At 57.5% G+C, this 24,498-nt stretch carries 24 protein-coding genes; 16 read left to right on the top strand and 8 right to left on the bottom strand.

Translation table 11 applies throughout. From position 1 onward, the window contains the following. Window positions 1-9: 9 nt before the first annotated feature. Window positions 10-495, bottom strand: a complete 486-nt coding sequence (locus K5845_RS17165; RefSeq protein ID WP_046476297.1) for a methyltransferase family protein — start codon at window positions 493-495, stop codon at window positions 10-12. Between the two features lie 141 nt (window positions 496-636). Between K5845_RS17165 and K5845_RS17160 the strand changes: the two genes are divergently transcribed. Further along, a complete protein-coding gene (locus tag K5845_RS17160) occupies window positions 637-954 on the top strand; it encodes an SH3 domain-containing protein (protein ID WP_287959586.1) in 318 nt (105 codons plus the stop codon). A 46-nt stretch (window positions 955-1,000) separates the two neighbouring features. Next, window positions 1,001-1,804, top strand: a complete 804-nt coding sequence (locus K5845_RS17155; protein ID WP_046476303.1) for a YdcF family protein — start codon at window positions 1,001-1,003, stop codon at window positions 1,802-1,804. Between the two features lie 29 nt (window positions 1,805-1,833). On the opposite strand, the gene K5845_RS17150 is transcribed toward K5845_RS17155, so the two are convergent. Then, on the bottom strand, window positions 1,834-2,262 hold the full coding sequence (locus K5845_RS17150) for a hypothetical protein (protein ID WP_287959585.1): 429 nt from the start codon (window positions 2,260-2,262) through the stop codon (window positions 1,834-1,836). 148 nt (window positions 2,263-2,410) lie between these two features. Here K5845_RS17150 and K5845_RS17145 point away from each other — a divergent pair, with 148 nt between their 5' ends. Genes K5845_RS17145 through K5845_RS17135 form a run of 3 tightly spaced genes read left to right on the top strand, consistent with a single transcriptional unit; the run spans window position 2,411 to window position 4,498 of the window. After that, window positions 2,411-2,857, top strand: coding sequence for a hypothetical protein (locus K5845_RS17145; protein ID WP_244512440.1), 447 nt, complete (start codon window positions 2,411-2,413; stop codon window positions 2,855-2,857). 39 nt (window positions 2,858-2,896) lie between these two features. Continuing rightward, window positions 2,897-3,337 carry a DUF1489 family protein gene (locus tag K5845_RS17140; RefSeq protein WP_090229567.1) on the top strand — a complete coding sequence of 147 codons (441 nt, stop codon included), beginning with the start codon at window positions 2,897-2,899 and terminating at the stop codon, window positions 3,335-3,337. 51 nt (window positions 3,338-3,388) lie between these two features. After that, window positions 3,389-4,498, top strand: coding sequence for a pyridoxal phosphate-dependent aminotransferase (locus K5845_RS17135; protein WP_287959584.1), 1,110 nt, complete (start codon window positions 3,389-3,391; stop codon window positions 4,496-4,498). A gap of 6 nt (window positions 4,499-4,504) precedes the next feature. Here the strand turns inward: K5845_RS17135 and K5845_RS17130 are convergent, their stop codons facing one another. Continuing rightward, entirely contained in the window at window positions 4,505-5,350 is an 846-nt protein-coding gene (locus tag K5845_RS17130; RefSeq protein WP_090230237.1) for a DUF4846 domain-containing protein, read from the bottom strand. Between the two features lie 115 nt (window positions 5,351-5,465). Here K5845_RS17130 and K5845_RS17125 point away from each other — a divergent pair, with 115 nt between their 5' ends. Further along, entirely contained in the window at window positions 5,466-7,124 is a 1,659-nt protein-coding gene (locus tag K5845_RS17125) for a bifunctional GNAT family N-acetyltransferase/carbon-nitrogen hydrolase family protein (protein WP_244466788.1), read from the top strand. Here K5845_RS17125 and K5845_RS17120 read toward each other — a convergent pair. Beyond that, the gene (locus tag K5845_RS17120; protein ID WP_046476317.1) at window positions 7,121-7,489 is read right to left on the bottom strand and encodes a YkgJ family cysteine cluster protein; all 369 of its coding nucleotides are present in this window, start codon (window positions 7,487-7,489) and stop codon (window positions 7,121-7,123) included. The genes K5845_RS17125 and K5845_RS17120 overlap by 4 nt on opposite strands. 410 nt (window positions 7,490-7,899) lie before the next feature. Between K5845_RS17120 and K5845_RS17115 the strand changes: the two genes are divergently transcribed. Together K5845_RS17115 and K5845_RS17110 are read left to right on the top strand one after the other, a co-directional pair. Beyond that, window positions 7,900-10,011: a pentapeptide repeat-containing protein gene (locus K5845_RS17115; RefSeq protein WP_287959583.1), complete on the top strand. Its 2,112-nt coding sequence runs from the start codon at window positions 7,900-7,902 to the stop codon at window positions 10,009-10,011. A gap of 333 nt (window positions 10,012-10,344) precedes the next feature. Next, on the top strand, window positions 10,345-10,851 hold the full coding sequence (locus K5845_RS17110) for a single-stranded DNA-binding protein (protein ID WP_046476322.1): 507 nt from the start codon (window positions 10,345-10,347) through the stop codon (window positions 10,849-10,851). 107 nt (window positions 10,852-10,958) lie between these two features. On the opposite strand, the gene K5845_RS17105 is transcribed toward K5845_RS17110, so the two are convergent. Then, window positions 10,959-11,660, bottom strand: a complete 702-nt coding sequence (locus tag K5845_RS17105; RefSeq protein ID WP_052743625.1) for a PRC-barrel domain-containing protein — start codon at window positions 11,658-11,660, stop codon at window positions 10,959-10,961. A gap of 520 nt (window positions 11,661-12,180) precedes the next feature. On the opposite strand from K5845_RS17105, the gene gyrA reads away from it, so the two are divergent. Next, entirely contained in the window at window positions 12,181-15,048 is a 2,868-nt protein-coding gene (gyrA, locus tag K5845_RS17100) for a DNA gyrase subunit A (RefSeq protein WP_502814145.1), read from the top strand. A gap of 26 nt (window positions 15,049-15,074) precedes the next feature. Here the strand turns inward: gyrA and K5845_RS17095 are convergent, their stop codons facing one another. Further along, window positions 15,075-15,701 carry a thioredoxin family protein gene (locus K5845_RS17095; RefSeq protein WP_090229569.1) on the bottom strand — a complete coding sequence of 209 codons (627 nt, stop codon included), beginning with the start codon at window positions 15,699-15,701 and terminating at the stop codon, window positions 15,075-15,077. A gap of 159 nt (window positions 15,702-15,860) precedes the next feature. Here K5845_RS17095 and coaD point away from each other — a divergent pair, with 159 nt between their 5' ends. The 3 genes from coaD (at window position 15,861) to K5845_RS17080 (ending at window position 17,652) form a co-directional block, all read left to right on the top strand. After that, window positions 15,861-16,361 carry a pantetheine-phosphate adenylyltransferase gene (gene coaD / locus K5845_RS17090; protein ID WP_090229572.1) on the top strand — a complete coding sequence of 167 codons (501 nt, stop codon included), beginning with the start codon at window positions 15,861-15,863 and terminating at the stop codon, window positions 16,359-16,361. 137 nt (window positions 16,362-16,498) lie between these two features. After that, a complete protein-coding gene (locus K5845_RS17085) occupies window positions 16,499-17,035 on the top strand; it encodes a peptidylprolyl isomerase (protein WP_425284173.1) in 537 nt (178 codons plus the stop codon). Window positions 17,036-17,175: 140 nt separating this feature from the next. Then, window positions 17,176-17,652, top strand: coding sequence for a peptidylprolyl isomerase (locus K5845_RS17080; RefSeq protein WP_170832479.1), 477 nt, complete (start codon window positions 17,176-17,178; stop codon window positions 17,650-17,652). 102 nt (window positions 17,653-17,754) lie between these two features. Here K5845_RS17080 and K5845_RS17075 read toward each other — a convergent pair whose 3' ends face one another. Next, the gene (locus K5845_RS17075) at window positions 17,755-18,435 is read right to left on the bottom strand and encodes a glutathione S-transferase family protein (RefSeq protein ID WP_287959582.1); all 681 of its coding nucleotides are present in this window, start codon (window positions 18,433-18,435) and stop codon (window positions 17,755-17,757) included. 39 nt (window positions 18,436-18,474) lie between these two features. Further along, the gene (locus tag K5845_RS17070; protein ID WP_046476335.1) at window positions 18,475-20,292 is read right to left on the bottom strand and encodes a PHA/PHB synthase family protein; all 1,818 of its coding nucleotides are present in this window, start codon (window positions 20,290-20,292) and stop codon (window positions 18,475-18,477) included. A 128-nt stretch (window positions 20,293-20,420) separates the two neighbouring features. Between K5845_RS17070 and K5845_RS17065 the strand changes: the two genes are divergently transcribed. The 4 genes from K5845_RS17065 (at window position 20,421) to glpX (ending at window position 24,475) form a co-directional block, all read left to right on the top strand. Further along, on the top strand, window positions 20,421-20,714 hold the full coding sequence (locus K5845_RS17065) for a hypothetical protein (protein WP_046500612.1): 294 nt from the start codon (window positions 20,421-20,423) through the stop codon (window positions 20,712-20,714). 172 nt (window positions 20,715-20,886) lie between these two features. Then, entirely contained in the window at window positions 20,887-22,113 is a 1,227-nt protein-coding gene (locus K5845_RS17060; protein WP_170832480.1) for an LL-diaminopimelate aminotransferase, read from the top strand. A gap of 16 nt (window positions 22,114-22,129) precedes the next feature. Further along, window positions 22,130-23,455 (top strand): homoserine dehydrogenase, encoded by a 1,326-nt coding sequence (locus K5845_RS17055; RefSeq protein WP_046476339.1) that lies wholly within the window; start codon window positions 22,130-22,132, stop codon window positions 23,453-23,455. 48 nt (window positions 23,456-23,503) lie between these two features. Continuing rightward, window positions 23,504-24,475, top strand: a complete 972-nt coding sequence (glpX, locus tag K5845_RS17050) for a class II fructose-bisphosphatase (protein ID WP_046476341.1) — start codon at window positions 23,504-23,506, stop codon at window positions 24,473-24,475. Window positions 24,476-24,498 lie beyond the last annotated feature (23 nt).

Raw genomic sequence — 24,498 nt, 5'->3', positions numbered from 1 at the left:
TCGAGTGTTTCAAATCCAGCGGCGGGCTTTTGCCATGTACTCACGATACGCTGGCCCAAAGCGAGCCAGGAGATGACGTTCTTCGGGTAAAATGGCCAGCCACGTTATGAGCACGGCAAAGACCAGAGCAACTACCACGAACCAGATGTTCTTGGTTAGCTCCGCCAATCCAAACAGGATCATGACTTCGCCCAGATAGATTGGATTGCGAAAGTACGCGAATGGTCCGTCCGTCACGAGTGCCGAGGTCTGTTTGTGTGGCAGAACGGTTGTCCCGTGCTTGTGCAGGGTGTGGGCTGCCCAAATGGTCAAAGCCATGCCTACCGCGCCGATGGATAGGCCGACGGCACGTGCAGGCCAGTCATCCAGTCCCGGCCAACCCAACGGGACGAATTTTTCCATGAGGTATCCGCCAAGCAATGCGCCGATCAACAGGATCGGCGGCCAAGGGATCGACGATGGCCTATCGGCTGATGGCTGCGCGTTGTCTGACATTGTGCGAATGCCCTTTCAAGGTCGTATGTGGTGACGACACTACGCTAGTGGCGAGGTGTGTGCCATCAGACGACATCGTTTCGCCGGGTTTAGCGCGATAACCCCGATAGCTGACAAAGCATAGGCGAGAGAGGTGGTCTCATGTTTTTAAGTTTGCGGTTGAGCGTCGCGGCATTAGCGCTGTGCGGGTTTGCCGGGACTGCGACAGCAGAGACGCATGCGCGTCCGAAGCATGGGTGTTTCAAGGTGCTCGCGGATTCTCTGAATCTGCGCCGCACAGCATTCTCAACTGGTGAGGTTATCGGGGTCGCTCACCGTGACGATATCCTTGTTAAGCGGAAACGCTGGTGCACATGGCGCGGTTTCTGGTGCGGTGTGACGACGGAAGATGGCCTGGAAGGCTACGTCGATAAGAAGTTCATTGAGATGACCCCTTGTCCTGCACGGTTGTCACAGTAGGTTGCCACTGGGCTATCTACTCTGGCCCCGTTAGCTCGGTCGCGGCATGTTCTACTACGCCTCCAAGGTGTTCTGGCTCTTCGCGCAGCCCTCATCCTTGTTTGTTATCCTTATCGCGGTCGGGCTTTGTCTGATTGCTTTCACTTGGCGGCGACGGCTTGGTTTGTGGCTCGCGGGCCTCGGGCTCGCAGCCCTTGTTGCGGCAGGCTTTCTCCCTGTCGGGAACTATCTTGTCCTGCCGCTTGAAGAGCGCTTTGCCGGCCAGAGTCTGCCGTCTCCCGGCGCAGAGGTTGCGGGGATCATCATTCTTGGCGGTTTCGAGGACGGTTGGGTAAGCGCTGGTCGCGGCGGGCTTGCGCTCAACGAGGCGGCGGAGCGCCTGACGGAAGGCGTGCGCCTTGCCAAAAGATGGCCAACGGCGCGCGTTGTTTTTAGCGGAGGAGTTGCAGGCCTTCTTGCTGGCGGAGAAGGGGCGGCCGGCCCTGTAGGAACATTCCTGAAGGACGTCGGAATTGAAGATCAGCGAATTGTTCTGGAACCGGATGCGCGGAACACGTGGCAGAATGCCCTCAACACGCGGGAATTAGTCAGACCTTCTCAGAGTGAGACGTGGGTGCTTGTGACGTCGGCGTACCATATGCCGCGCAGCATTGGCGTTTTTCGTCAGGCAGGCTTTGATGTGATCGCTGCACCCGTGGATTTCAGAACGCGTGATCGGCGTGACCTTTGGCGTCTCTTCGAAACCATTCCCGCAGGATTGCAGCGGCTCGATCTGGCGACGCGTGAGTGGATCGGGCTTGTTGCTTATTGGCTGAGCGGCCGCTCAAGCGCGCTTCTGCCCGCACCGTAGGGGCACACCTGCCTTGCTGCTGCCACGCGTTACTTAGCTTTTGGCTGTTGTGGCTTGGGCGTGTGCTTGACGTCGCGTGCGCTCAGTTCGGCTTGAAGATCGAATGTCGGGCATTTCAATTTGGCGAGGCGGGCGTTGAACGCCTCCAGTTTGCGGACGTCGCGTTGATACTGTGCGTCGGGATCGAGCCCTCTTTGGGTTCCGCCGAAGAGCGGCACAGTTATCCCCTGAATTCCCCGTGCGATTTGCGAGCCCTGGGCGCGGTCGGGATAATCGCGGATCTGCAGAATGAGCAGCTGCATCCGGCCATTTATTTTCCGGCAGCCGTAGGCCGCCTCTTCCTTCGTCAAGATGTTTTCGCTGGCGGGGTCGGCAGTGGCGGGAGACAGCTGTGTGCCGCATATGAGAACAGGCGAAAAGATGAGAGCCAGTTGACGGAAGATACGAGTGCGCAGCATTTTTCTGCTCTGATTTGTTGCGGTCATTCTATACAAGCCACAATAAACGGCCAGTTGTGAGGCAACCTGCAAATTTGTGATCGCCGGGCGTGTCGCGCGCTTGTGGGGTATTGTAGAGTTGGCGTGGGAAATGCTGAAAGGGCACTTCATGAGCAAGGTAGCGCAGTTTTTGTCGGCCTTCGTGGTCGGCTTGATGTTTTTTGGTGCGGTGGTGGCGGCGCAGTCTGATGATGTGTGGCCGAAGAATTTTACTTGTAAGTTCGATGCCGGCACACGTGGAAGCTTTGAGGCGGGCAAGTTTACGTCGGCTACGGCATCGCCGCTTTCATTCGAGATCACAGATGTTGATCTTGATGCCCAGAATGCGCATTTGCGCACTTCAGGCAGCGAAGCATCTGGAACCCTAAGGATCGTGCGGGCTATCAATGCAAATCATTTTCTAGAGGTGGTTCCGGAGGGCTTTCTCAACCTGACAACCATCTACGATGACAAGAACCATGATGGAGAGCACCCGGCTGTGCATTCCCGTCACTTGGGGGTTCTCGGTCAGCCTTTGTTCTCGCAGTATACAGGAATCTGTCGCGCAAAGGATTGAGGGGGCCGCAAAAGGCTCAATACTATCAAGGTTCAGGGAATGGCGCTTCATCTCGTAAAACTCTGTGTCGGTGCCGCCTCGATTGAGGATTTGGCAGCTTGGCAGAGCGGGCGGATGGCAGAGATGGCCGCTGCGGGTGAAACGCCTCGGATATTTCATACAACATTCCAGACGCCCAAGCGGGGAGACGAACTGCTCGACGGTGGTTCGCTCTATTGGGTGATCAAGGGGCTTATACAGGCGCGGCAAAAACTGATTGCTCTGGAAGAGGGTGCGAAGGCTGACGGCTCCAGATGCTGTCATCTCATTCTGGATCAGCAGATCGTACCCGTGCGCCCGGTTCCGCGCCGGGCTTTTCAGGGCTGGAGGTATTTGTCGGCGGCTGATGCACCAGTCGATTTGTCGGGTGCCGAAGGCGCTGGAGCAGCGGAGATGTCTGCCAAAATGCGGCGTGAACTTGCGGAACTATGTCTCATCTAGCTTAAGTGATACGTAGCGGCGTCATATTCAGACAACGCGAGCCTACAACGTATGCCGACCTATCCTTTCCTCACTGATCTTGTGCGTGCGCTCCCCGCGACTGTCCCCTTTGTCGGGCCGGAGGCCTTGCAACGGATGCGCGGCCGTCCATTCCGAGCGCGCCTTGGGGCCAATGAAAGCGTGTTCGGCCCCTCGCCAAAGTCGATAGCGGCGATGGAAGCTGCTGCCGCGAGTGCCTTCATGTATGGCGACCCGGAGAACTTTGAATTGCGGGCGGCGATCGCCAAGCATCACGGCGTGAGCATAGAGAATGTCGCGGTCGGCGAAGGGATCGACGGGCTCTTGGGGCTTGCCGTGAAGGTGGCGGTTGCGCCGGGTGAGGTGGTCGTCACTTCGGATGGCGCCTACCCAACCTTCAACTATCATGTTGCGGTTGGCGGTGGGCGCTTGGTGAAGGTGCCGTTTCGAGACGACAAGGAAGATCTTGGCGCGGTGCTGGATGCCGGACGAGCTGAGAACGCCAAGATCCTTTACGTTTCAAATCCCAACAATCCGATGGGCTCCTGGTGGTCGGCGTCTGAGATTGAGGGCATGATTTCGGCTCTGCCTCCGACCGTACTCTTCTGTCTTGACGAAGCGTATTGCGATACCGCGCCGCCTGCTGCCGTGCCAGACATTGATATTTCGAACCCACGGGTTCTGCGTTTCCGCACATTTTCAAAGGCCTATGGGCTCGCCGGGGCCCGTGTCGGTTATGCGCTGGGTGAGGCCGGTTTGATTTCCATATTCGACAAGATCCGCAATCACTACGGCATGTCGCGTTCGGGGCAGATTGGTGCGCTGGCAGCTCTTGCGGACCAGGATTACCTGGCCGAGACCGTTGGGCGGATTGCAGCGGGCCGCGACCGGCTCGCGCAGATTGCCAGGGAGAATGGGCTCGCGCCTTTGCCTTCTGCAACGAATTTCGTGACGATGGACTGTGGTCGCGATGGGACCTATGCCACGCGCGTTCTCGACGAAATCATAGCCCGCGATGTTTTTGTGCGGATGCCCGGCGTGGCGCCGCTCAATAGGTGCATTCGCGTGACGGTGGGCACACCTGACGATCTCGACGTGTTTGCGGAGGTCTTGCCGGAGGCTCTGCGCGCGGCCCAGGGGTGAACTGGCTCAGGGCCAACGGTGCAAGCTCCCTTCCGGGAAGGTCCACTCCGGGGTTTTGAGTGGGCCTTTGACGTTCGCTGTGTACCAAGGGGATGAGGTATCCGCTGGATTAACCAGCACATGCATATCCTGGGCCGGCATATAGCTTTGGATCAGCAGGAAACGCTTCTCTCCGGTTGCTTCGTTCTCGACCATGTCCGCGACAAGGACGGCATGGCCGGGAAAGCCGCCTTTGATGAAGACGTCGCCGACGTCGATCTCAGAGCGCGGCACGGCTTTGAGTTCGCGCTCAAGCGAATAGGTTCCTGCGTAGGCGAAGACTTGAATCATGTAGCGCCGAAAGGATGCGTAGCTCGAGTCCGCCTTTGCTTTGCGCCGCCAGGACTTGCCGCTTTCAGATGGCCGTTCGCCTTTGGCCCAGCGACTAAAGGGAACACGACCGCCACCTGTGTAGTTAAATGCAATGTCCCCCTTTTGTCCGGTGGCCCAAAGCCATTCGGCACGCAGACGCATAATCGCATCCGCGCATTGCTGAAGGTCGCGCTTTCCGACATCGATGTCGATAACGGCCGCGTGCACGTCCTGGCGCCATTTGTGTGCGCCCGTATAGAGCAGCACAGGGCTTCCGGACGGTTTGAGGGGGAGATTGCGCAACCAATCTCCGAAGGAGTTTTCAGGAAGCGGGACGCGGCGAAAACCCGGCGGTGGAGCAATGCGCTGCTGAAGCGTCTCCGTGACCTCGTTGGTTGGCCAGGGGTGCGCCGTGTCAGCATGAGCCTGTGCCAGCCCATTTGCCATAACGGCAAAGAGAAGACCGGCAAGAGTGAACGAAATGCGCGGTATGCGGTTCATTCCGTGAGGAAGACGCGAACAAACCGGCATGATAATGGCGGGGGCACACGTGACTCTTGGGTTCCGCGGCTCGCGCAGTGAACTTTATGTATTTGCTGAAGGTGGAGAACATAGTTTGGCGAGAAAAGCACCTACATCGGATGACGTTGAGCGTGCCGTCGCTGCAAAGCCGAAATTGATCGTGCGGCGGGCAAAAACTGACGATGTGCCTCAGATCGTCGAATTGGGGCGCCGTGTTTATGCGCCGGACCCGTCACTGACGGCACGGATGGTCAAGGGGCAGATCAACAACTTCCCCGAGGGGCAGTTCGTTGCCGAGTATGATGGGCGGATTGTCGGTCACTGTGCGACGTTCATCATCTCAGCGGATGTCGGGCTCAAGCCACATACCTGGCGCGAGATAACGGGCAATGGCTACGCGTCACGCCACGATGCCGATGGTGACTATCTTTATGGGATGGAGATCAGTGTCGATCCGGAATTTCGCCGGTTGCGGATTGGCCGGAGGCTCTACGCCGCTCGTCAGAATTTGTGCGAGGAATGGCGTCTAAAGGGCATCATTTTCGGTGGCAGAATGCCTGGCTATGGGCGTCGCCGCCGCCAATACCCCGATCCACACGACTATGTGGAGGCGGTGCGCAACCGGGAGATCCGTGACACGACCATAGGCTTCCAGATCGCCAACGGCTTTGAAGTGATTGGTGTGCTGGAAGACTACGATCCTGAGGACGTGCAGTCGGCGGGCTATGCAACGCACATGGTTTGGCGCAATCCGCGGTATCCGGATGAGCCAGAGGGCAAGGGGCAAAGTGACCGGCTGGCGCCCAGCGAAACTGTGCGGGTTGCGACAGTGCAATTGCAGATGCGCGGGTTGATTGATCGCGAGGAATTTAAAAAGCAGATCGAGTATTTCGTGGACGTCGCCGCGGATTATCGAGCTGATTTTGTCGTGTTTCCCGAAAATGTGACGCTGCAGCTACTGTCGTTAGAGCCTAAGCCGTTACAGCCCAAAGAAGGTGTTGAGCGCATTGCCGACTACACCGATTGGTTTCTTGAGTTCATGAGCGCGTTTGCGGTCAGTTACAACGTCAATATCATTGGTGGAACGCACCCGATCGTCGACAGCGACGGCGAGATCCGCAACGTTTGTTATGTGTTTCTGCGAGATGGTTCGGTTCATCAACGCGACAAGATTCATCCGACGCCAAGTGAAAGCTACTGGTGGAATATCCGCGGCGGAAACCGGGCGGAGGTCATCAACAGCGACTGTGGGCCGATCGGGATCATGATTTGTTATGACAGTGAATTTCCCGAGGTTGCCCGGCATCTTGCCGATCAGGGTGCGATGATCCTGTTCGTGCCGTTCTGTACTGATGAGCGGCGCGCCTATCTCAGGGTCCGCTATTGTTGCCATGCCCGCGCGATCGAGAACCAATGCTACGTGGTGATGTCGGGCGTGGTCGGCAATCTGCCGAATGTCGAGAACATGGACATTCATTACGCCGAAAGCTGCATCCTAACGCCGTGTGATTTTGCGTTTGCCCGCGATGGCATTGCAGCCGATACCGCTGCCAACACGGAAACGATTGCATTTGCGGATCTGTCGATTTCGGATCTGCGCGCGGCCCGAAGCGCCGGCACGGTGCGAAATTTGCAAAACCGGCGGTTCGATCTTTATCGCGTCGCGTGGACAGACGGCGATCGGCGGCGTGCGCCAAAGAGGGGCCGGCAGGAGAAGGTATCAGGGCCTCCCGTTACTCCTCCAAAGCCCTAGCTGTGATCGGTTAGGGCGACGAATTCCGGGTCGTCCTGAGCGCGACGTTCGAACTGCAAGAAGTCGTAGTAGCCGCAGCGCTTGGTATTGGGGTAGTCCCGGCATACCTTGGGGCGTGCTTTGTAGACGGTGCAACACCGCGCCTTGGTGTCGAAGAACTGGCAGATCTTGCCGTAATGGACGTCCTTCTTGCGGCGCATCGCGTACTTGCGGCCGTATGCCTCCTCCGTGAACGCCTTGCGCGCTTCCTCAAAGGTCAAGCCATGGTGCTTGCCGAGGCGTACGACGTCACGTTTTTCAAGTGCGATGAGGGGGTACGAGCAACAATAGCCAGGACATTTGCGGCAATCGTATTGATTGGACATGCGGGGTATCGGACCAAAATCTTGAACGCTTTGGGTAGCTCGACGGGTGTTTCCGGTCCTCAACAGCGGTGCCGGGGGCGCGCCGAGTTCTAAGGTATTGGCATAACTTATGTAGGGGTGACGTTAAAGCGGAGGTTTTGGTCCTTCGTGCCGGGAATGGTGCGGCCAATTGGGCAGCGCCGCCGTCGCAGTGGCTTAAGGTTGTGCACTGCGTTCGCAGTGCAACACTGGGAGTGTCGCATTTGGAATTTCCGCAGCGACGTGTTCCACCCGTCACACTTTCTCCGTTAAGGTCTGGCTCCGCTAGCGTCTGGTTACACCTGAGGTGGCGGCGGCTAGACGCGTCTGTAGGGTGGACGTGATTTTCAGCCTGTTTAGCGGCTGCGACGGCCATTGGGGGTTTTTGCTTGATGTCAGATTTGAGTAGCGCGACGCCTGACGGCGAGACGCCAGTTAATCCCTATAGTCTTCTTGATGCTGTTAATCGGTCCAGCGATACGGCGCATGTGGCGTGGTTGATATTTCTTGGCATCATGACCTACCTCACGATTGCCGTTGCAGGGGTCACGCACACGAATTTGCTGCTTGAGACGCCGGTATCGCTACCGATCTTCAGTGTCGATATTCCGATTGCGCAGTTCTTTCAGTTCGCGCCAGTCATACTGGTTCTCTTTCACCTTGGCGTTGTCTCGCAGCTCTCCCTACTAGCGCGGAAGACGTTGGAGTTTGACCACGCCATTCGACTTCTGGAGACCAGCGACCGGCGGACACATCCGTTGCGCTTGGAATTGCACAACTTCTTCTTCGTTCAGGCGATCGCCGGACCCCACCGTAGCATCGTGATGAGCGCCTTCCTGCATGGCATGAGCTGGTTGACGCTGTGCATCCTTCCCGTCGTGCTCATCATCTACGTTCAGGTCGTGTTCCTGCCCTATCACAGCGAGCTCATCACATGGACACACCGGATCGCGTTGGTTGTTGATGTGACTATGCTCGTACTCATCGGCGTCTTTCTGATGCGGGCGGAAACGTCATTCTTCCGTGCGTTCTGGCGCAATACCGTGGCGCATCCAATGACTTTTGTCGTTACGGCGGTGGTGATCAGCGGTGTGACGCTATTTTCTTTCCTGGTTGCAACGATCCCGGGGGAGTTTCTTGATCGAGTGAGCCGCCCGCTCTTTTATAAGATGGCGCCGGATCGTGATGGGCGACACCCAAGGTACTACAGCGGGTTCATGGCGCCATTCCTCAGCGTCGATCAGGACGGGGCGCTATTCGGTGTCTTTCGCCGTAATCTTGTTGTCACGGATTCCGACCTGGTAAGCGACAAGGACGTCACGCCGGGTGAACGGACGATCACGCTTCGTGGCCGTGACCTTCGTTACGCGCGTTTTGACCGGTCCGATCTGCATCAGGCCGATTTTACCGGAGCGGATCTTTCTCACGCCAGTTTTTACGGTGCGGATTTGCGTAACGCTTGGCTCCAGTGCGCCGAAATCAATGAACTGCGTTTGAGAGGCAATCGCGGGCAAGCCAAATGCGTGAAGGCCATCAACACGGACTTTACGCAAGCTAATATGAGCGGCGCCTTGATGCAGGGCATCGATGGGCGTGGGGCAAAATTTGAAGAAACAACGCTCGTTAGCGCTGAACTGGTGGAAGCGGTACTCACAGGCGCGGACTTTGCGCAGGCGCGGCTCGAGAAGGCTTCTATGGTTGGTGAGGTGATGGCTGATGGCGCTAACTTCGGATTGGCCTCACTCCAAGGGGCTAACCTGAAAGGTGCGCGTCTGATCGGCGCGGATTTCCGTAGTGCGTCGATGCAGGCCGCGATCCTCGATTTCGCGAATATGCAGGGGGCTATGCTGCAAGGTGCGGATCTCGAAGCGGCCAGCCTCTACAAGGTTAAGCTGGAGGGTGCCGACTTCTCGCGCGCAAACGTTGCGGCTGCGGATTTCAACGGTAGCACTGTTTGGATGGCGAAGCCTCCCGAGGCTAACAAGAGCCAACTCGTGGATTTAAGCGACGTAGCCGTGCGTCCGCTTGCCGAGGAGGATCAGCAAGCCCTTCACAGAGCGGTCGAGGATATCGATAGCCGTCGGCTTCGCGAGCAGGTGCAAGGATTGGTCGCGCCCTTGATGGACGAGACCGCGACGAAGGCTTGGGCAAATTCATCGGAACGCCGGCAATGGGATAGCTTGGTTCGGTCCACAGCAGTCGGCTCCGTCCCGCAACCTCGGCCGGTGTCAACCGCATCTATCGGCGTGGAGCCCACGCTCGCGGCTGATAACTACAAGTCGCAGGTTACATCACATCTCAATAGCATTGTTTGTCGAACACGCTGGTCCAACGGTTCCGTGGCGACTGGCGTCGTGATTCGTGCCATTGCCCCGCAGTTTCGAGGGGACATGGTCGCTATTTATGACCGGCTGAATCGTGGAGATTGTGCAGCGTCGAAAGGTGTTCCTGAGGATGTATTCCGCGACCTCACCGTGGCTGCGGATCGGGCCATGGGACGATGAAACGCGGGCTATCTGGTGGGACGCGCGATGCCGAGTGGTGGCGGTTGCGCGCTTAACCGCTCCACACTATATTGGAACATAAAGAGAACGAACGATTCAGATTCTGATGGAGCCGCGCGCAGCTTGTTGTTGAAAAGGCTGTCGACCGGTGATGCGAGTGTTGGAATGGGCGCTAGGGTGGCCTCGATGACTCGCCAATTTTGTCGTTCTCCCAGAATACTGAGGGGAGCGATCTACACAGGCTCTGTTCGCGTGGCAGTTGGCGTCGACCGGCTATTGCGGCCTACGTAAGCGCTGCTGAGCGGCAGAGTTGAAAAGCATAAGGAGCCTATTATGGCTGGTTCAGTGAACAAGGTGATCCTCGTCGGAAATCTCGGGCGCGATCCGGAAATCCGCCGGACGCAGGATGGCAGACCTATCGCTAACCTGCGCGTTGCGACGACTGAAACCTGGCGCGATAAGAATTCCGGCGAGCGGCGTGAGAAAACCGAATGGCATTCGGTTGTTATATTCAACGAAGGCCTGTGCCGGATCGCCGAGCAGTACCTGCGAAAAGGGACGAAGGTTTATATCGAGGGTCAGCTGCAGACACGAAAGTGGCAGGATCAGTCCGGAGCCGATCGCTATTCGACCGAAGTCGTGCTTCAGGGCTTTAACGGCAATCTCACAATGCTGGACGGGCGGAGTGGCGGTGCCAGCAGCGGCATGCAGGAAGGTGGCCAGTCCGACTACGGTGATCCAGGTGGCGGCCGTGGGGGATATGACGAGCCGCGCGGTGGCAGCGGCGGTGGATCATCTGGCGGCTTCGATAAGACGCTCGACGATGAGATTCCGTTCTAGAAGATACTCTGTCCTTCCTCTGACGGAACATATATTTAGAGCGCACTCCTTCGGTAAGGAGTGCGCTCTTTGCTTGAAGGGGAATGCCGTTAGGCCTGCCGTCCGAACTACTTCGTCTCGGGGGCTTTTTCTGCCGGTGGTTGAGCAGGGGGAGCCGCGGCCGGGGCTTCTCCTGCTGGTTTTTCAGGAGACTGCTTGTTGGTCTCTGCGGCTTCTTTAGCCTTCTCATAGACTTCGGCTGCGGCTTCTTTAGCCTTGTCATAGGCCTTAGTTGCTGTCTCTTTGGCCTTTTCGTAAGCGGGTCCCGCTTCTTCTTTAGCCTTTTCGTAAGCTTCCTTCGCGGCTTCTGTGCTCTTATCCGTCAGCTCGCGGGCTTTCTCCATTGCGCGCTGAAGAAGAGATTTCTGCGGCTCAGCACGTACAAATGGTGCGACGGCGGTAAGCATTTCCTTGGATACGTTGGGAAGCACGATAACGCGCTTTCCATCGGTCTCACGGAACTCTAAGGCGCTTAGACGTACACCGATGCGTTTGCCGGCGATGCCGAGGAAGCCGCCGGTGCCAATGACAACGCCGTGCACGCGATTCCAGTCGTTCAGGATAATGTCTTCGATATCGCCGATGATCTTGCCTTCGGTGTTCTGGACGACTGCGCCGATCAAAACATCCTTGGCCAAATAGTGGGCTTCCGGCTGAGCTTCAATAAACGTATTTGGCGGAAGCGCGACTGCAGGTTTGTCCTGAGCCAACGCGGGTATGACGAATGCAAAGATGGCGAGAGCGGCAACGGTCGTCTTCAGGGCATTCATACGGGGATTTTCCTTGTCAAACGGAGGCACGGACATCGTTTCGCGATATGGTAGTGAACGACAAATGCTACTAGACCAGCACGCCGAAAGTACGGCTTGTCGGTCCAGCTACAGAATTGCACTGAAGTGCTGTGAATAACATCTGTTTCATGCTCAGGTTAATCGGTTCCGCGCGGGCTTGGAAGCAGGATCTATCGGGAATTCTTGCTCTTAGCTGTGCGAGTTAAAGACGATCAGATGACCGCTTGTCGGCGAAATGCTCTAAAAGGACACTGTGACGGCACCAAGTCATCTGAGTACACATCAATACCGTTCGCTTCCCGATAATCGAGAGACAACCTAAACCTCTGTGGATGTGGAAAAAAACAGCGTGTGGGCATGTGCTTGCAGGCCACATTGCTCTATTGTGGTAGAGTAGGGTATCTAAGCGATACGCAAATTTTATGACGCGCGAGTCGTTGCTAACGAGCACCGCGTGTTCTCTGAACAAAACTCAACTGTTCACTCAACGGATCCCTAAGTGGCGGACAACAGCGACATCCCGAATCAAGGGCCTGACGGTCCGCGCGATATTCGGCCGATTACTATCGTAGAGGAAATGAAGCGCTCGTACCTTGAGTACGCGATGAGCGTTATCGTCTCCCGCGCGCTGCCGGACGTGCGCGATGGGCTCAAGCCCGTTCATCGCCGTATCCTTTACGGCATGCACGAGATGGGCCTTGAATGGAACAAGTCCTATCGTAAGTCGGCGAAGGTCGTCGGCGAAGTGATGGGTAATTATCACCCACATGGCGACATCGCGATTTATGACGCGCTTGTGCGTTTGGCGCAGGACTTTTCGATGAGCCTGCCGCTCATCGACGGCCAAGGTAACTTCGGCTCGATCGACGGTGATCCGCCGGCTGCGATGCGCTATACGGAGTGCCGTCTCGAGAAGGTCGCCCAATTCCTTCTCGACGACCTCGATAAGGACACGGTCGAATTCCAGGAGAACTACGACGGTTCTGAAGACGAACCGACGGTGCTTCCCGCGAAGTTCCCGAACCTGCTCGTCAATGGCGCCGGCGGCATTGCTGTCGGTATGGCGACGAATATCCCACCCCACAATCTCGGAGAAGTCATCGAGGCTTGCCTCGCCCATCTCGATACGCCGGCCATAACGATCGATGAGCTGTGCCAGATCGTGAAAGGCCCGGATTTTCCGACGGGCGGTCTGATCCTTGGCCGTGGAGGTATCACGTCTGCCTATCACAAGGGCCGCGGTTCGATCATCATGCGCGCGCGTGTTGAGGTCGAGGAGATCCGCAAAGATCGCCAAGCCTTGATCGTTACGGCCATTCCCTATCAGGTCAACAAACGCGTTCTGATCGAGAAGATCGCAGACGCGGTTCGCGAGAAGCGCGTCGAGGGTATCTCTGATATCTGGGACGAAACCAACCGCGAAGGCATGCGGATCGTCATTGAACTGAAGCGCGACGCGGTGGCCGATGTCGTGCTCAATCAGCTCTGGCGCTATTCGGATTTGCAGACGTCGTTCGGTGCCAACATGCTGGCGATCAACGGCGGTCGCCCCGAGCAGCTTAACCTCAAGGACATGATCGAGGCGTTCACGGCGTTCCGCGAGGAAGTCGTTACGCGGCGCACGAAGTTCTTGCTCAACAAGGCGCGTGATCGTGCGCACGTTCTTGTCGGTTTGGCTATCGCTGTGGCCAATATTGATGAGGTCATCAATCTGATCCGGCGCGCGGCCTCACCGGCCGTCGCTAAAGAAGAACTTATGACGCGCGATTGGCCGGCGCGGGATGTGGCGCCGCTGGTTGAATTGATCGCTGATCCTCGCCACCGTGTTCAAGCCGATGGCACCTACAAGCTGTCAGAAGAACAGGCGAAGGCGATTCTCGAATTGCGGCTTGCGCGCTTGACGGCTCTCGGTCGCGATGAGATTGGCGACGAACTCAAAAAGATCGGCGAGGAAATCAAGGAGTATCTTGAGATCCTGTCGTCGCGCGTGCGTATTGTTGAGATCATCAAGGGTGAACTCTCAGACATCCGGGATCAGTTTGCGGTTCCGCGCCGAACCGAGATCGTCGACATTGAGGGTGAGGTCGACGATGAAGACCTCATTCAGCGCGAAGACGTCGTCGTTACCGTTACGCACAAAGGCTACATCAAGCGTGTGCCGCTCACGACGTATCGTGCGCAGCGCCGTGGGGGCAAAGGGCGCTCGGGGCTTTCGACGAAGGACGAGGATTTCGTTACGCAGCTCTTTATGGCGTCAACACATACGCCGGTGCTGTTCTTCTCTTCGCGCGGCATGTGCTACCGAATGAAAGTCTGGCGGTTGCCTGTTGGTACGCCGCAGTCCATCGGCAAAGCGCTCGTAAATCTTCTGCCTCTGGAGCAGGGCGAATGGATTACGTCAATTTTGCCGTTGCCGGAGGATCCTGAAACGTGGGGATCGCTGCAGCTGATGTTTGCGACGCGCAGCGGCAACGTGCGGCGTAACGAACTCGCCGATTTCGAGAACATCAATCGTAACGGCAAGATCGCGATGAAGCTTGAGGAGGGCGACCAGATCGTCCACGTCGGGATTTGTTCGCCAACGGACAACGTGCTGCTGACGACAGCGGGCGGGCAGTGCATCCGTTTCCCCGTTGAAGACGTGCGCGTCTTCAAAGGCCGGGATGCGGTGGGCGTTCGCGGTATCCGGCTCGATGCAGAGGACCGGGTGATTTCGATGGCGATTTTAGCCCCGATGGATGCCACGCCTGCGGAGCGCGCGGCCTATCTTAAGCTCGCTGCCGCGCATCGCCGTGCCGGAGATGCCGACGCCGAAGAAGCTGAAGAGCAGGCGGCGAATGTTGCAGCGGAAGAGGGCGCGGAGACGTTGGAAACTGAGGAGCTATCGGCTCAGCGGTTTGAAGAGATGGCGGCCACAGAACAGTTTGTTCTTACGCTATCCGAACGTGGGTACGGCAAGCGTTCCTCGTCCTATGAGTATCGGACGTCGGGTCGTGGTGGCAAAGGCATCGTGGCCATGGTCGTCAATGAGCGCAACGGGCCGCTCTGTGCATCATTCCCCGTTGAGAATTCCGATCAGATCATTCTTGTGACGGACGCCGGGCAATTGATCCGGACGCTCGTTGATCAGGTTCGGATTGCTGGACGAAACACACAAGGCGTTCGCATTTTCCGCACGGATGCTGATGAGAAAGTGGTTTCTGTCGAGCGCATCCCGGAGGTCGCCAATGGTGACAACGGGGATGGGGACGAAGATGTAACTCCGTCTGATGATGTAGTTGTCGGAGAGGCTGGTCCCATCGAAGAGGCTGGGCCCACTGATGTCGCCAGTGATGGCGATGGTGCCGGTGGTGAAACGGAGAGCTGACCTGCTCTCCGTATTCCGTGGCCGTGTTACCAGAGATCTACGTTCTTGCCTTCTGCGCGCAGTTTCGCGCGGTAGTCGGCAAGCCAGCGTTGAAAATTTGGTTCTGTACGGTAGGCGCCAGATTTGACGTAGACGAAGGTGGCGTGGAAATGGAAGGGCTTCCAGTACCCTAGAAGCCGCCATGCTTCCGCGTCGCTTCCGACCTTGCCGTTCAGCGCGGCGACATCTGCGGGAAAGAAGTTCAACGCAGGCGTGAAGTTGATGCGCCAGTGTTGCGCGAGTTGGCGCTCCTCCAGCTCAGTGCCGTCGAAATCTGTGACGGTACGAGAACCGTAGAGATTGAGCTGCAGCGCCAGGAAGTTCTTCTGAATGTAGTCGGCTATCTCCGGTTTCGAGAGATTTACGCGGTGCATCTCGGCGCAGTATGGGCAGCCTCTCTGTTCCCAGAAGATCACGAGGTTTTTGCCAGCTGCTGCGGCTTCTGCCGCGTCTTCCTTGAGATCCAGGAAAGACTGATGGAACCACGGCTGCACGTGCAAGCCGTCCTCATTGATGGGGGCCTCGGAATTTTCCGCGTGTGCATGCGTGTTCGATGCTGCCAAGGTGATCAAGCCAACGGGCGCGAGCAGGGCGTGGCGGCGGGTAATCGCCATGGCGTGTTCTCCTTAATTCGGATCTTGGGCGGCCCCTTGGCCGCTGTTCGGGATACCCATTATTTCGTCTATGGAGAGGTTCCTATAGCTTGAAAGCGGTTGTTGAACCGGGGTTACCACGGGTAATGAAGAGGTATCCGCACAAACGGCAAGGTAGCTATGACCCGTATAGGTTTTTACTCCGGAAGCTTCGATCCCGTCACCCTCGGCCATACGGACGTGGTGGCACGCGCGGCGGAACTTGTTGATAGGCTCGTTATTGGCATTGGCGTGCATGCGAGCAAGACGCCAATGTTTTCTACGGCGGAACGTGTCGAAATGCTCCGTGAGGAAACGCTCATCATCGCCGATAAGACGGGCGCGGCTATCGACATCATTACCTTCGACAATCTGGCGGTTGAAGCGGCACGCGCCGAGGGGGCGACAGTTTTCTTTCGAGGTCTTCGAGACGGGACAGACTTCGATTACGAAATGCAGATGGCGGGTATGAATGGGGCTATGGCTCCGGATATTCAAACCGTGTTCGTTGCTGCTTCCCCAGCTGTACGGCATATCGCAGCCAATCTCGTGCGGCAGGTCGCGACGATGGGTGGAGACGTAAGTTCCTTCGTTTCGCCGGAGGTTGAACGGCGTCTCCAGGCACGGTTCGCCGGTTCGTGATTGTAGGCGCAGTTGCCTGTATGCCTGATTACGGCCATAACGCGCAGGTTCTCTGCGCCGCCGCGGCTCGTGTCCCACGTGCCGAAGCATCGCCAGAGATGAAGAAATCATAGGAGCTCCTCGTGTTGCGCAGTTTGCTGAGTTTTATCGTGGTCGCTTTCGTGGCGGCTCTCCCTGCTTTCGCCCAAGCGCCCGCAGCAGATCCTGAAAATACGCTGGTGATCGAACTTGCTTCGGGCAAAGTCGTCATCGCCATGCGGCCGGATTTGGCACCGGAGCATGTGGCCCGCGTTAAGCAGCTTGCGCGTGAAGGTTTTTACAATGGGATCGTTTGGCACCGTGTGATCCCAGGCTTTATGGCGCAGACAGGCGATCCGACTGGTACCGGCTCTGGTGGCTCGAAGTATCCTGACCTGCCGGCCGAATTCACAAATACGCCGTTTGAGCGCGGCACGGTTGGGGCGGCGCGCACGTCCGATCCGAATTCGGCCAATAGCCAGTTCTTCATTACCTTCACGCGGACGCCGCATCTAAACGGCCAGTACACGGTTTGGGGCAAAGTGGTTGACGGTATGACGCACGTTGATGCGATCAAGAAGGGAGCAGGCAGCTCCGGTTCCGTCGACAACCCCGACAAGATGGTGAAAGTGTACGTGGCCGCTGATCAAAAATAGCGGTCAACCCGTGTGGCGCGTGCGGCATTGGCGCCCACGTTCGCGATTCTGAGCCATAGAGGCATGACGCGGCGGCATTCTGCGCGTAACACGCGCGCACATAAAGAATGCCGCGAAAAAACATAACAAGGAGAGGCTCCATGGCCGAAATCAAAGATCCTGAGAATACGCTTATCATCGAGACCACGAAGGGTAAGGTCGTTATCGAATTGCGTCCTGATCTGGCGCCTCAGCATGTTGAGCGCATCAAGACTCTCGCGCGCGAAGGATTTTATGACGGCATTGCTTTCCACCGCGTCATCGAAGGCTTCATGGCACAGACGGGCTGCCCGAACGGGACCGGAACCGGTGGGTCGAGCTATGGCAACCTGCCGGCGGAGTTTAACTCGGAGCCGCACGTGCGCGGAATCTGCTCTATGGCACGTGCAACGCCACCGAACTCGGCAAACTCGCAGTTCTTCATCTGCTTCGACGATGCTCGTTTCCTCGACGGCCAGTACACCGTTTGGGGCAAGGTGATCGAGGGCATGGAGAACGTCGATCAGATCAAGCGTGGTGAGCCGGTCCGTGATCCCGATCGCATGGTTTCCGTCCGCGTTGCGGCTGACGTCGCTTAAGAGCGTCGGTCACACTACGTTTGATACGTATTTCAATGGCACTTGCTTCGCTTCGTTTTGAGGTGAAGCGGTGCCATTGCCGTTTGAGGGAGCACGGGGCTCTTAGCCTGTTTCTCGCCAATGCGGAGGATATGCCTTGTCATATCCGGGCAGGGCCTCGAAGCGCTGCATCCAGGTGGTGAGATCGGGATAGAGATCGGCAAAATCGCTTAGGCCTAGATTGAGTGGCACGGCTGCCGGACGCGCTGCGAGGCGAAGAAGAAATTTGCAATGCGGGTAAACGGTTAGGTCGGCCGCTGAAAGGGAGTTGCCCGTTAGCCATTGGCTCTTCTGCAGCAGTTCATTCAACCGCTTGAACTCTGTGTGCAGCGTTCCGTGGCGCGCGGTGAGGGCGGCTGCTGACAGGGACTTATTGCGGCTTATGGCTGTGCTCAGGCGATTGATGACCGGTTCGAGGTAGCACACGAATTCGGAACAGATTTGCATGATGTGAGCGGCTTCCACTGCTGTCGCTCCGAACATCGGCGGTTCGGGGAAGAGCCGCTCCAGGTACGTCATCATCGCTAGGGATTCCCCAATGATGACGTTCCCGTGTACGAGGGCTGGCACCTTTCCGCGCGGGTTGAGCGCTAGGTACGCTGCGGACTTCTGCTTTCCGCTTGCCGTATCGATCCGATGGGAGAGGTAGGGGACGCTTTTGAATTCCGCCATAAGCAGGACGCGCCAGCCGAATGGACTGCCGCTGACCCAGTATATCTCGATGGGCGGATCAACCTCCGTCATGAAAACCCTTTCCGGCCGGATCAGAAGCGATGCAGCCGGTTAGGCGCGTACTTTAACGTATGAGCCGGGCGCATCTTCTATTGCGCCGAGGTTCGCACCGGGTTCCCGCGCTGGGACTTCTTCACCGGAATGACGCGTCAGCCACTCAGTCCAGTACGGCCACCAAGAACCGGTGTGTTCCGTGGCGGAGGAGACCCATTCATCCAACGTCTCATCCGTTGGCCGTTTTGAGGTCCAATATTGGTATTTAACCTTCTCGGGTGGGTTGACCACGCCGGCAATGTGACCGGACCCGGCAAGGACGAACTCTACCGGGCCACCAAGAAGCTTCGCGCCGATAAAGACGGACTGGGCCGGAGCGATGTGGTCCTCCTTCGTACCCAGATCGAAAACCGGAATGCGTATATCGCTGAGGCAGACCTGTGTGCCGGAGATTTCCATCTCGCCGCGGGCCAAGCGGTTTTGATGGTAGAACTCGCGCAGATAGAAGCGATGGTTCGCTGCTGGCATCCGCGTGGAATCCTGGTTCCAGTACAGGAGGTCAAAGGGGAACGGCTGCTTACCGAGCAGGTAGTTGTTTACGACGTAAGGCCATACGAGGTCTTTGGGACGCATCATGTTGAAGACGTTGGCCATGCGCGAACCATCGAGATAGCCGCGCTCAGCCATCATCTCTTCAAGGCTCTTGAGCTGTGCGTCGTCGATAAACAACAAGAGGTCGCCAGCTTTTGTAAAATCGACCTGCGTTGTGAGGAATGTCGCGGACGCGAAAATGTCTTCTCCGCGGGTGCTCAAGTAGGCGAGCGTTGTTGCGAGCAACGTGCCGCCGACGCAGTAACCGAGACCGTTGATGCGTTCTTCGCCCGTTTCTCGGCGAATGACATCCGCGGCCGTCAGCACACCTTCGTGCATATAGTCCTGGAAGTCTTTTTCAGCGAGGCTGCGGTCGGGATTGACCCAGGAGATAACGAAGACGGTGAAGCCCTGGTCAACTGCGAATTTTATGAAGCTTTTCGCGGGCGTGAGGTCGAGAATATAAAATTTGTTGATCCAGGGTGGAACGACGAGCAGAGGGATCTGGCGCACCTGCGGCGTGGACGGAGCGTATTGCAGGAGCTGCATGATGTCGTTCTGGAAAACGACCTTGCCGGGTGTCGTTGCCAAATTGCGTCCGACTTCGAAGGCGGCAAGGTCCGTCTGGCTTATTTTCAGCAGGTCTCCCGATCGCTCCATGTCATGGAACAGATTGTCCATGCCACGGACGAGGTTTTTGGCATTGCTGGAAAAGGTTTCCCGGACGACCTCCGGATTGGTCATTGGGAAGTTCGACGGTGACATCGCGCTGATCAGCTGGCGGAAATGATACTCTGCTCTCTGGCGTTCTCGTTCATCCAAACCCTGTGTGCCCGCAAGAAGGTCTTCCGCCCATTTTGAAGTGATGAGGTAGGATTGCTTCCAGAAATCGAAGTATGGGTTTTCAGACCAATCGGGGTCCGCGAAGCGGTTGTCGCCCTTCTCGGGCTCGACGTAAGGCTCAACCTCGTTGTCACCCAGCATACGACGGAGAGCGTTGTTCCAGATCACGGCATAGGATCGGAACAGCTCAGTCTGGGCCTCGGCGAGTTTGGCTGGGTCCGACGCCCACAGGGCAAAAACCTCGTTAACCGTCTTACCGGCCTCGACGATTTCTGACGCTGTGGAGTATGGGCCGGGCTTTGAGTCCGCGCGATCAAGGTATTGTGAGAGCACGCGTCCGCCCTGCTCCAGCATCTGGAGCATGTTGCGGGCGAATTCCTCAGGGTCTTCGATGGTGTAGGCGGAAACGTCACCGTTCGGCGCGGCAGGCGGTTTTTTCATGGCTTCCGATTGCTTTCGAAGACTTCTTTGTTAGGTGTGTTTTTGAGGATGCTCTTGGGATTTTTTAGGTTGCCGGAGCGTATGCGGCATTTGCGTACAAGTTGTGAACATCATATAGTTGAATAGGCTTGAATCGCAACGCGTTGCCTGTGTCGAGTCTGGGGGATATCGGGGGACAATTGGCTCACGTTCTTGCCAGAATTGGTCTTGCGCCAAAGTGGCTGGGTGCTGCTGCCATTATTATGGTGGCTGCGGCTGCGGGCGGTTGTGGCCATGCGTCTTTGACGCCGCTTCCTGACCTTGCCAGGCTGCCTTCAGATATGCTCAGCACAGAACAACAAAAAGCGGCCATCAAGGAGATGACCGAGCTGAGTGTTAAGCACGAGACTCAGGCGATCGATGCCATCGAAAAGGCACGCTAAGCCGCTTTTCTGATTTTTGTCCTGTCGTGCCGCTGGTGCATCGTCAAAAAAGTGCGTCCATTGCAGACGACAGTGGCGCATAAAGGTGTGCTACGTATAGACTTGCTGCAAATTTATCACGCGACCCGAGCGCTCTGCCCGAAAGGGAGCGCCAAAACGAAAGACATAACCGGTGATCGAGGAATTTCATCGCATCAAGCGCTTGCCGCCCTACGTGTTTGCTGAAGTCAATCGTCTGAAGGCCAACGCGCGGGCCGCCGGTGCCGATATCGTCGATCTGGGCATGGGCAATCCGGATTTGCCGACGCCGCAGCACATTGTCGACAAGCTGGTCGAAACGGTGAGCAAACCGCGGACCAACCGCTATTCAGCGTCAAAAGGTATTCCAGGATTGCGGCGGGCTCAGGCGGCTTATTATGCGCGCCGCTTCGGGGTGAAGCTTGATCCGGAAACGGAAATCGTCGCAACGCTCGGATCGAAGGAAGGCTTCGCCAACATGGCGCAAGCTATCACGGCCCCGGGTGACGTCATCCTCGTTCCAAACCCGACCTATCCGATCCACGAATTCGGATTCATCATTTCTGGCGCCGCAATCCGCCATGTGCCCGCTGGCACGGGTGAGGATTTCCTGCGCGCTGTCGAGCGTGCCTGCAAGCATTCCGTGCCGCGTCCGCTCGCGTTGGTCCTTTGCTTCCCTTCGAATCCAACGGCAATGGTGGCCGACTTGGATTTCTATAAGGAAGCTGTGGCTCTTGCCCGTAAGCTCGATCTTATCATTTTGTCGGACCTGGCTTATTCGGAAGTCTATTTTGACGATAACCCCCCGCCGTCTGTTTTGCAGGTGCCCGGCGCCAAGGATATCGCTGTCGAATTCACGTCGCTCTCAAAGACCTACAATATGCCCGGTTGGCGTATGGGCTTTGCCGTTGGCAACGAGCGGCTCATCGGTGCTCTCGCCCGGGTCAAATCCTATCTCGACTACGGTGCGTTCACGCCGATCCAAGTGGCGGCTGCGGCTGCATTGAATGGACCGCAGGAGTGCGTCTCCGAAATTCGCGAGACATACAAGCGACGCCGCGATTGTCTGGTCGAGAGCTTCGCTCGGGCCGGCTGGGACGTGCCGCCGCCGCCCGCGACCATGTTTTGCTGGGCTCCTATCCCTGAGCCGTTCCAGCAGCTGAGTTCCGTGGATTTCTCCAAGCTGCTGATCGAAAAGGCTGACGTGGCCGTTTCGCCGGGGCTCGGATTTGGCGAATACGGCGAAGGTTATGTACGTATTGCGCTGGTCGAGAACGAACATCGCATCCGGCAGGCGGCACGCAGCTTGAAAAAGTTCTTCGCCCAAGCGCAGGAAACGATGCATAACGTCATTCCTATTCCACAGAAAGCGACGCGTTAGGTTTCAATCCACCATCATGACAGAGCCTTTGAAACTGGGCATCGCCGGGCTTGGCACCGTCGGTGCAGGCCTCGTGCGGCTCCTTGAAGCCCACGGGGCTCGCCTTGCCGCGGCCTTGTCGCGTCCTATCCGCATTGTGGCTGTCAGTGCACGGTCACGCGGCAAGGGGCGTGGCTGCGATATCCATGAGTTCCGCTGGTTTGATGATCCAGTGGCGCTGGCGACCGATCCTGACATCGACGTTTTCGTCGAGCTGATGGGCGGTGACGAGGGCGTACCTAAGGAGGCGGTTGAGGCTGCGCTTAAGGCCGGCAAGCATGTTGTTACCGCCAACAAGGCGCTCTTAGCGAAGCATGGCGTGGCTTTGGCTGCTCTCGCCGAATCCAACGGCGTTGCGCTCAACTTTGAGGCGGCTGTTGCGGGGGGGATCCCCGTCATCAAATCGCTGCGCGAGTCTCTGCTGCCTAACAGCATCGAGCGCATCTATGGCATTCTAAACGGCACGTGCAACTATATCCTCACCACGATGGAGGAAGAGGGGCGGTCGTTTGCCGACGTGCTGAAGGAAGCCCAGGAAAAGGGGTATGCGGAAGCGGACCCGACGTTCGACATCGGCGGGTTTGATACGGCACACAAGCTGTCATTGCTGACGAGCCTCGCGTTCGGAACTGAGGTCGCCTTTGATCAGATCCACGTCGAAGGGATCGAGAAGATCACGCAGGCCGATATCGAGTCCGCCGACGATCTTGGCTATCGCATCAAGCTCCTGGGTGTCGCGATGCGTACGGCCAGTGGCATCGAGGCACGGGTGCATCCCACGATGGTGCCGAAGCATTCGGCGATCGCAGAGGTATCCGGGGTTACCAACTGTGTTGCGATCGATGGTGATTTCACTGGAAGCATGCTGCTTGTTGGCGCTGGTGCCGGTGCGCACCCGACGGCGGCAGCGGTCGCGAGTGATATCATAGACATCGCGCGCGGGCTGGTGATTGCTCCGTTCATCGTGTCTACGCGTGATCTGAAACCGCATCAACGTGCGCGTCTTGGTGAACATCAGGGTGCCTACTACGTGCGCCTGACGGTCGTCGACGCGCCGGGAACGATGGCCGTTATCGCAAAGCGTATGGGCGATGAGAATGTTTCCCTGGAAAGCGTGGTGCAGCGGAGGGAGCGGCATGTCCTGCCCGGTAGCGGGAAAGCAGGCGTGCCCGGACGACCGGCTCAGGTAACATTGATTACGCACGACACCACGGAAAATGCGATGCGCGCCGCGCTTGAAGCCATTGAGAAAGATGGCAAGGCGACGGAACCGCCGCAGATGATCCGCATTGAGAAGCTTTGAGCTGGGGCCGTTGCAAAACGCCCGATCGCGCTGAAATCGAGGAATACCATGGCAGGGACAGCGGCCGGCAAGGGATTAAGCCGGGGTCTTATCATCGACGTTGCACACGTGACGGAGCAGGCGGCAATTGCCGCGGCACGTTTGCGTGGGCGCGGCGACAAAAAGGGGGCCGACGGTGTCGCTGTCGATGCGATGCGTCAGGCCTTGGCGGATATCGATATTGCCGGCACGGTAGTGATCGGCGAAGGCGAGATGGATGAGGCGCCGATGCTGTACATCGGCGAGAAGGTCGGTACCGGGAATGGACCGGCGGTCGATATCGCCGTCGATCCGCTCGAAGGCACGACAATCTGCGCGAAGGCAATGCCGAATGCTCTGGCGGTTCTGGCGATCTCGGAGGCAGGTGGCCTCCTGCATGCTCCGGACATGTACATGGACAAGATCGCGATCGGTCCAGGGTATCCGGAAGGGGTCGTGGATCTTGACGCAACCCCGGCGGAGAACCTCTCAAACCTTGCTAAGGCCAAGGGGGTTCCCATCACCGAAATTACGGCCTGCATTCTGGATCGTGATCGCCATCGGGATCTGATCGCTGCGGTTCGTGCAGCTGGAGCGAGTGTACAACTCATCCCCGACGGAGACATCGCCGGCGTGATCTGGGCGACAGAGCCAGGAGAAACCGGCATCGATATCTACCTCGGCTCCGGAGGGGCTCCTGAGGGTGTGCTCGCGGCAGCGGCGCTACGCTCCAGCGGTGGTCAGATCCAGGGCCGCCTTTTGCCGGCTGACGATGCTGAGCGTGCCCGTGCGGAATCGATGGGCATCAAGGACATCAATCACAAGTTTTCGTTGTCCGAACTGGCGTCTAAGGACGTGATCTTTGCCGCGACAGGTGTGACGGGCGGCTCGCTGCTTGACGGCGTGCGGTTTTCAAACGGAGTCGCGCATACACATACGCTGATCATGCACTCTGGCTCGCGTGTGACGCGACGCATCCGAGCCACGATCCCTTTGGCGTAGCCGCGTCTTTTCCGCTTAGTTGT

It is taken from the genome of Filomicrobium sp. (genome assembly GCF_025698805.1).
GTDB lineage: Bacteria > Pseudomonadota > Alphaproteobacteria > Rhizobiales > Hyphomicrobiaceae > Filomicrobium > Filomicrobium insigne.
This window is presented reverse-complemented; position numbering and strand designations above follow the sequence as displayed.

What these genes read in the sequence shown, in the direction of transcription:
- K5845_RS17075 (WP_287959582.1), bottom strand. Translation starts at nt 18,435, where the DNA reads ATGACGGAGGTTGATCCGCCCATCGAGATATACTGGGTCAGCGGCAGT.
- K5845_RS17145 (WP_244512440.1), top strand. Translation starts at nt 2,411, where the DNA reads ATGAGCAAGGTAGCGCAGTTTTTGTCGGCCTTCGTGGTCGGCTTGATG.
- K5845_RS17110 (WP_046476322.1), top strand. Translation starts at nt 10,345, where the DNA reads ATGGCTGGTTCAGTGAACAAGGTGATCCTCGTCGGAAATCTCGGGCGC.
- K5845_RS17150 (WP_287959585.1), bottom strand. Translation starts at nt 2,262, where the DNA reads ATGCTGCGCACTCGTATCTTCCGTCAACTGGCTCTCATCTTTTCGCCT.
- K5845_RS17105 (WP_052743625.1), bottom strand. Translation starts at nt 11,660, where the DNA reads ATGAATGCCCTGAAGACGACCGTTGCCGCTCTCGCCATCTTTGCATTC.
- glpX (WP_046476341.1), top strand. Translation starts at nt 23,504, where the DNA reads ATGGCAGGGACAGCGGCCGGCAAGGGATTAAGCCGGGGTCTTATCATC.
- K5845_RS17115 (WP_287959583.1), top strand. Translation starts at nt 7,900, where the DNA reads ATGTCAGATTTGAGTAGCGCGACGCCTGACGGCGAGACGCCAGTTAAT.
- K5845_RS17080 (WP_170832479.1), top strand. Translation starts at nt 17,176, where the DNA reads ATGGCCGAAATCAAAGATCCTGAGAATACGCTTATCATCGAGACCACG.
- K5845_RS17070 (WP_046476335.1), bottom strand. Translation starts at nt 20,292, where the DNA reads ATGAAAAAACCGCCTGCCGCGCCGAACGGTGACGTTTCCGCCTACACC.
- K5845_RS17155 (WP_046476303.1), top strand. Translation starts at nt 1,001, where the DNA reads ATGTTCTACTACGCCTCCAAGGTGTTCTGGCTCTTCGCGCAGCCCTCA.
- K5845_RS17165 (WP_046476297.1), bottom strand. Translation starts at nt 495, where the DNA reads ATGTCAGACAACGCGCAGCCATCAGCCGATAGGCCATCGTCGATCCCT.
- K5845_RS17055 (WP_046476339.1), top strand. Translation starts at nt 22,130, where the DNA reads ATGACAGAGCCTTTGAAACTGGGCATCGCCGGGCTTGGCACCGTCGGT.
- K5845_RS17140 (WP_090229567.1), top strand. Translation starts at nt 2,897, where the DNA reads ATGGCGCTTCATCTCGTAAAACTCTGTGTCGGTGCCGCCTCGATTGAG.
- coaD (WP_090229572.1), top strand. Translation starts at nt 15,861, where the DNA reads ATGACCCGTATAGGTTTTTACTCCGGAAGCTTCGATCCCGTCACCCTC.
- K5845_RS17120 (WP_046476317.1), bottom strand. Translation starts at nt 7,489, where the DNA reads ATGTCCAATCAATACGATTGCCGCAAATGTCCTGGCTATTGTTGCTCG.
- K5845_RS17130 (WP_090230237.1), bottom strand. Translation starts at nt 5,350, where the DNA reads ATGAACCGCATACCGCGCATTTCGTTCACTCTTGCCGGTCTTCTCTTT.
- K5845_RS17095 (WP_090229569.1), bottom strand. Translation starts at nt 15,701, where the DNA reads ATGGCGATTACCCGCCGCCACGCCCTGCTCGCGCCCGTTGGCTTGATC.
- K5845_RS17135 (WP_287959584.1), top strand. Translation starts at nt 3,389, where the DNA reads ATGCCGACCTATCCTTTCCTCACTGATCTTGTGCGTGCGCTCCCCGCG.
- K5845_RS17160 (WP_287959586.1), top strand. Translation starts at nt 637, where the DNA reads ATGTTTTTAAGTTTGCGGTTGAGCGTCGCGGCATTAGCGCTGTGCGGG.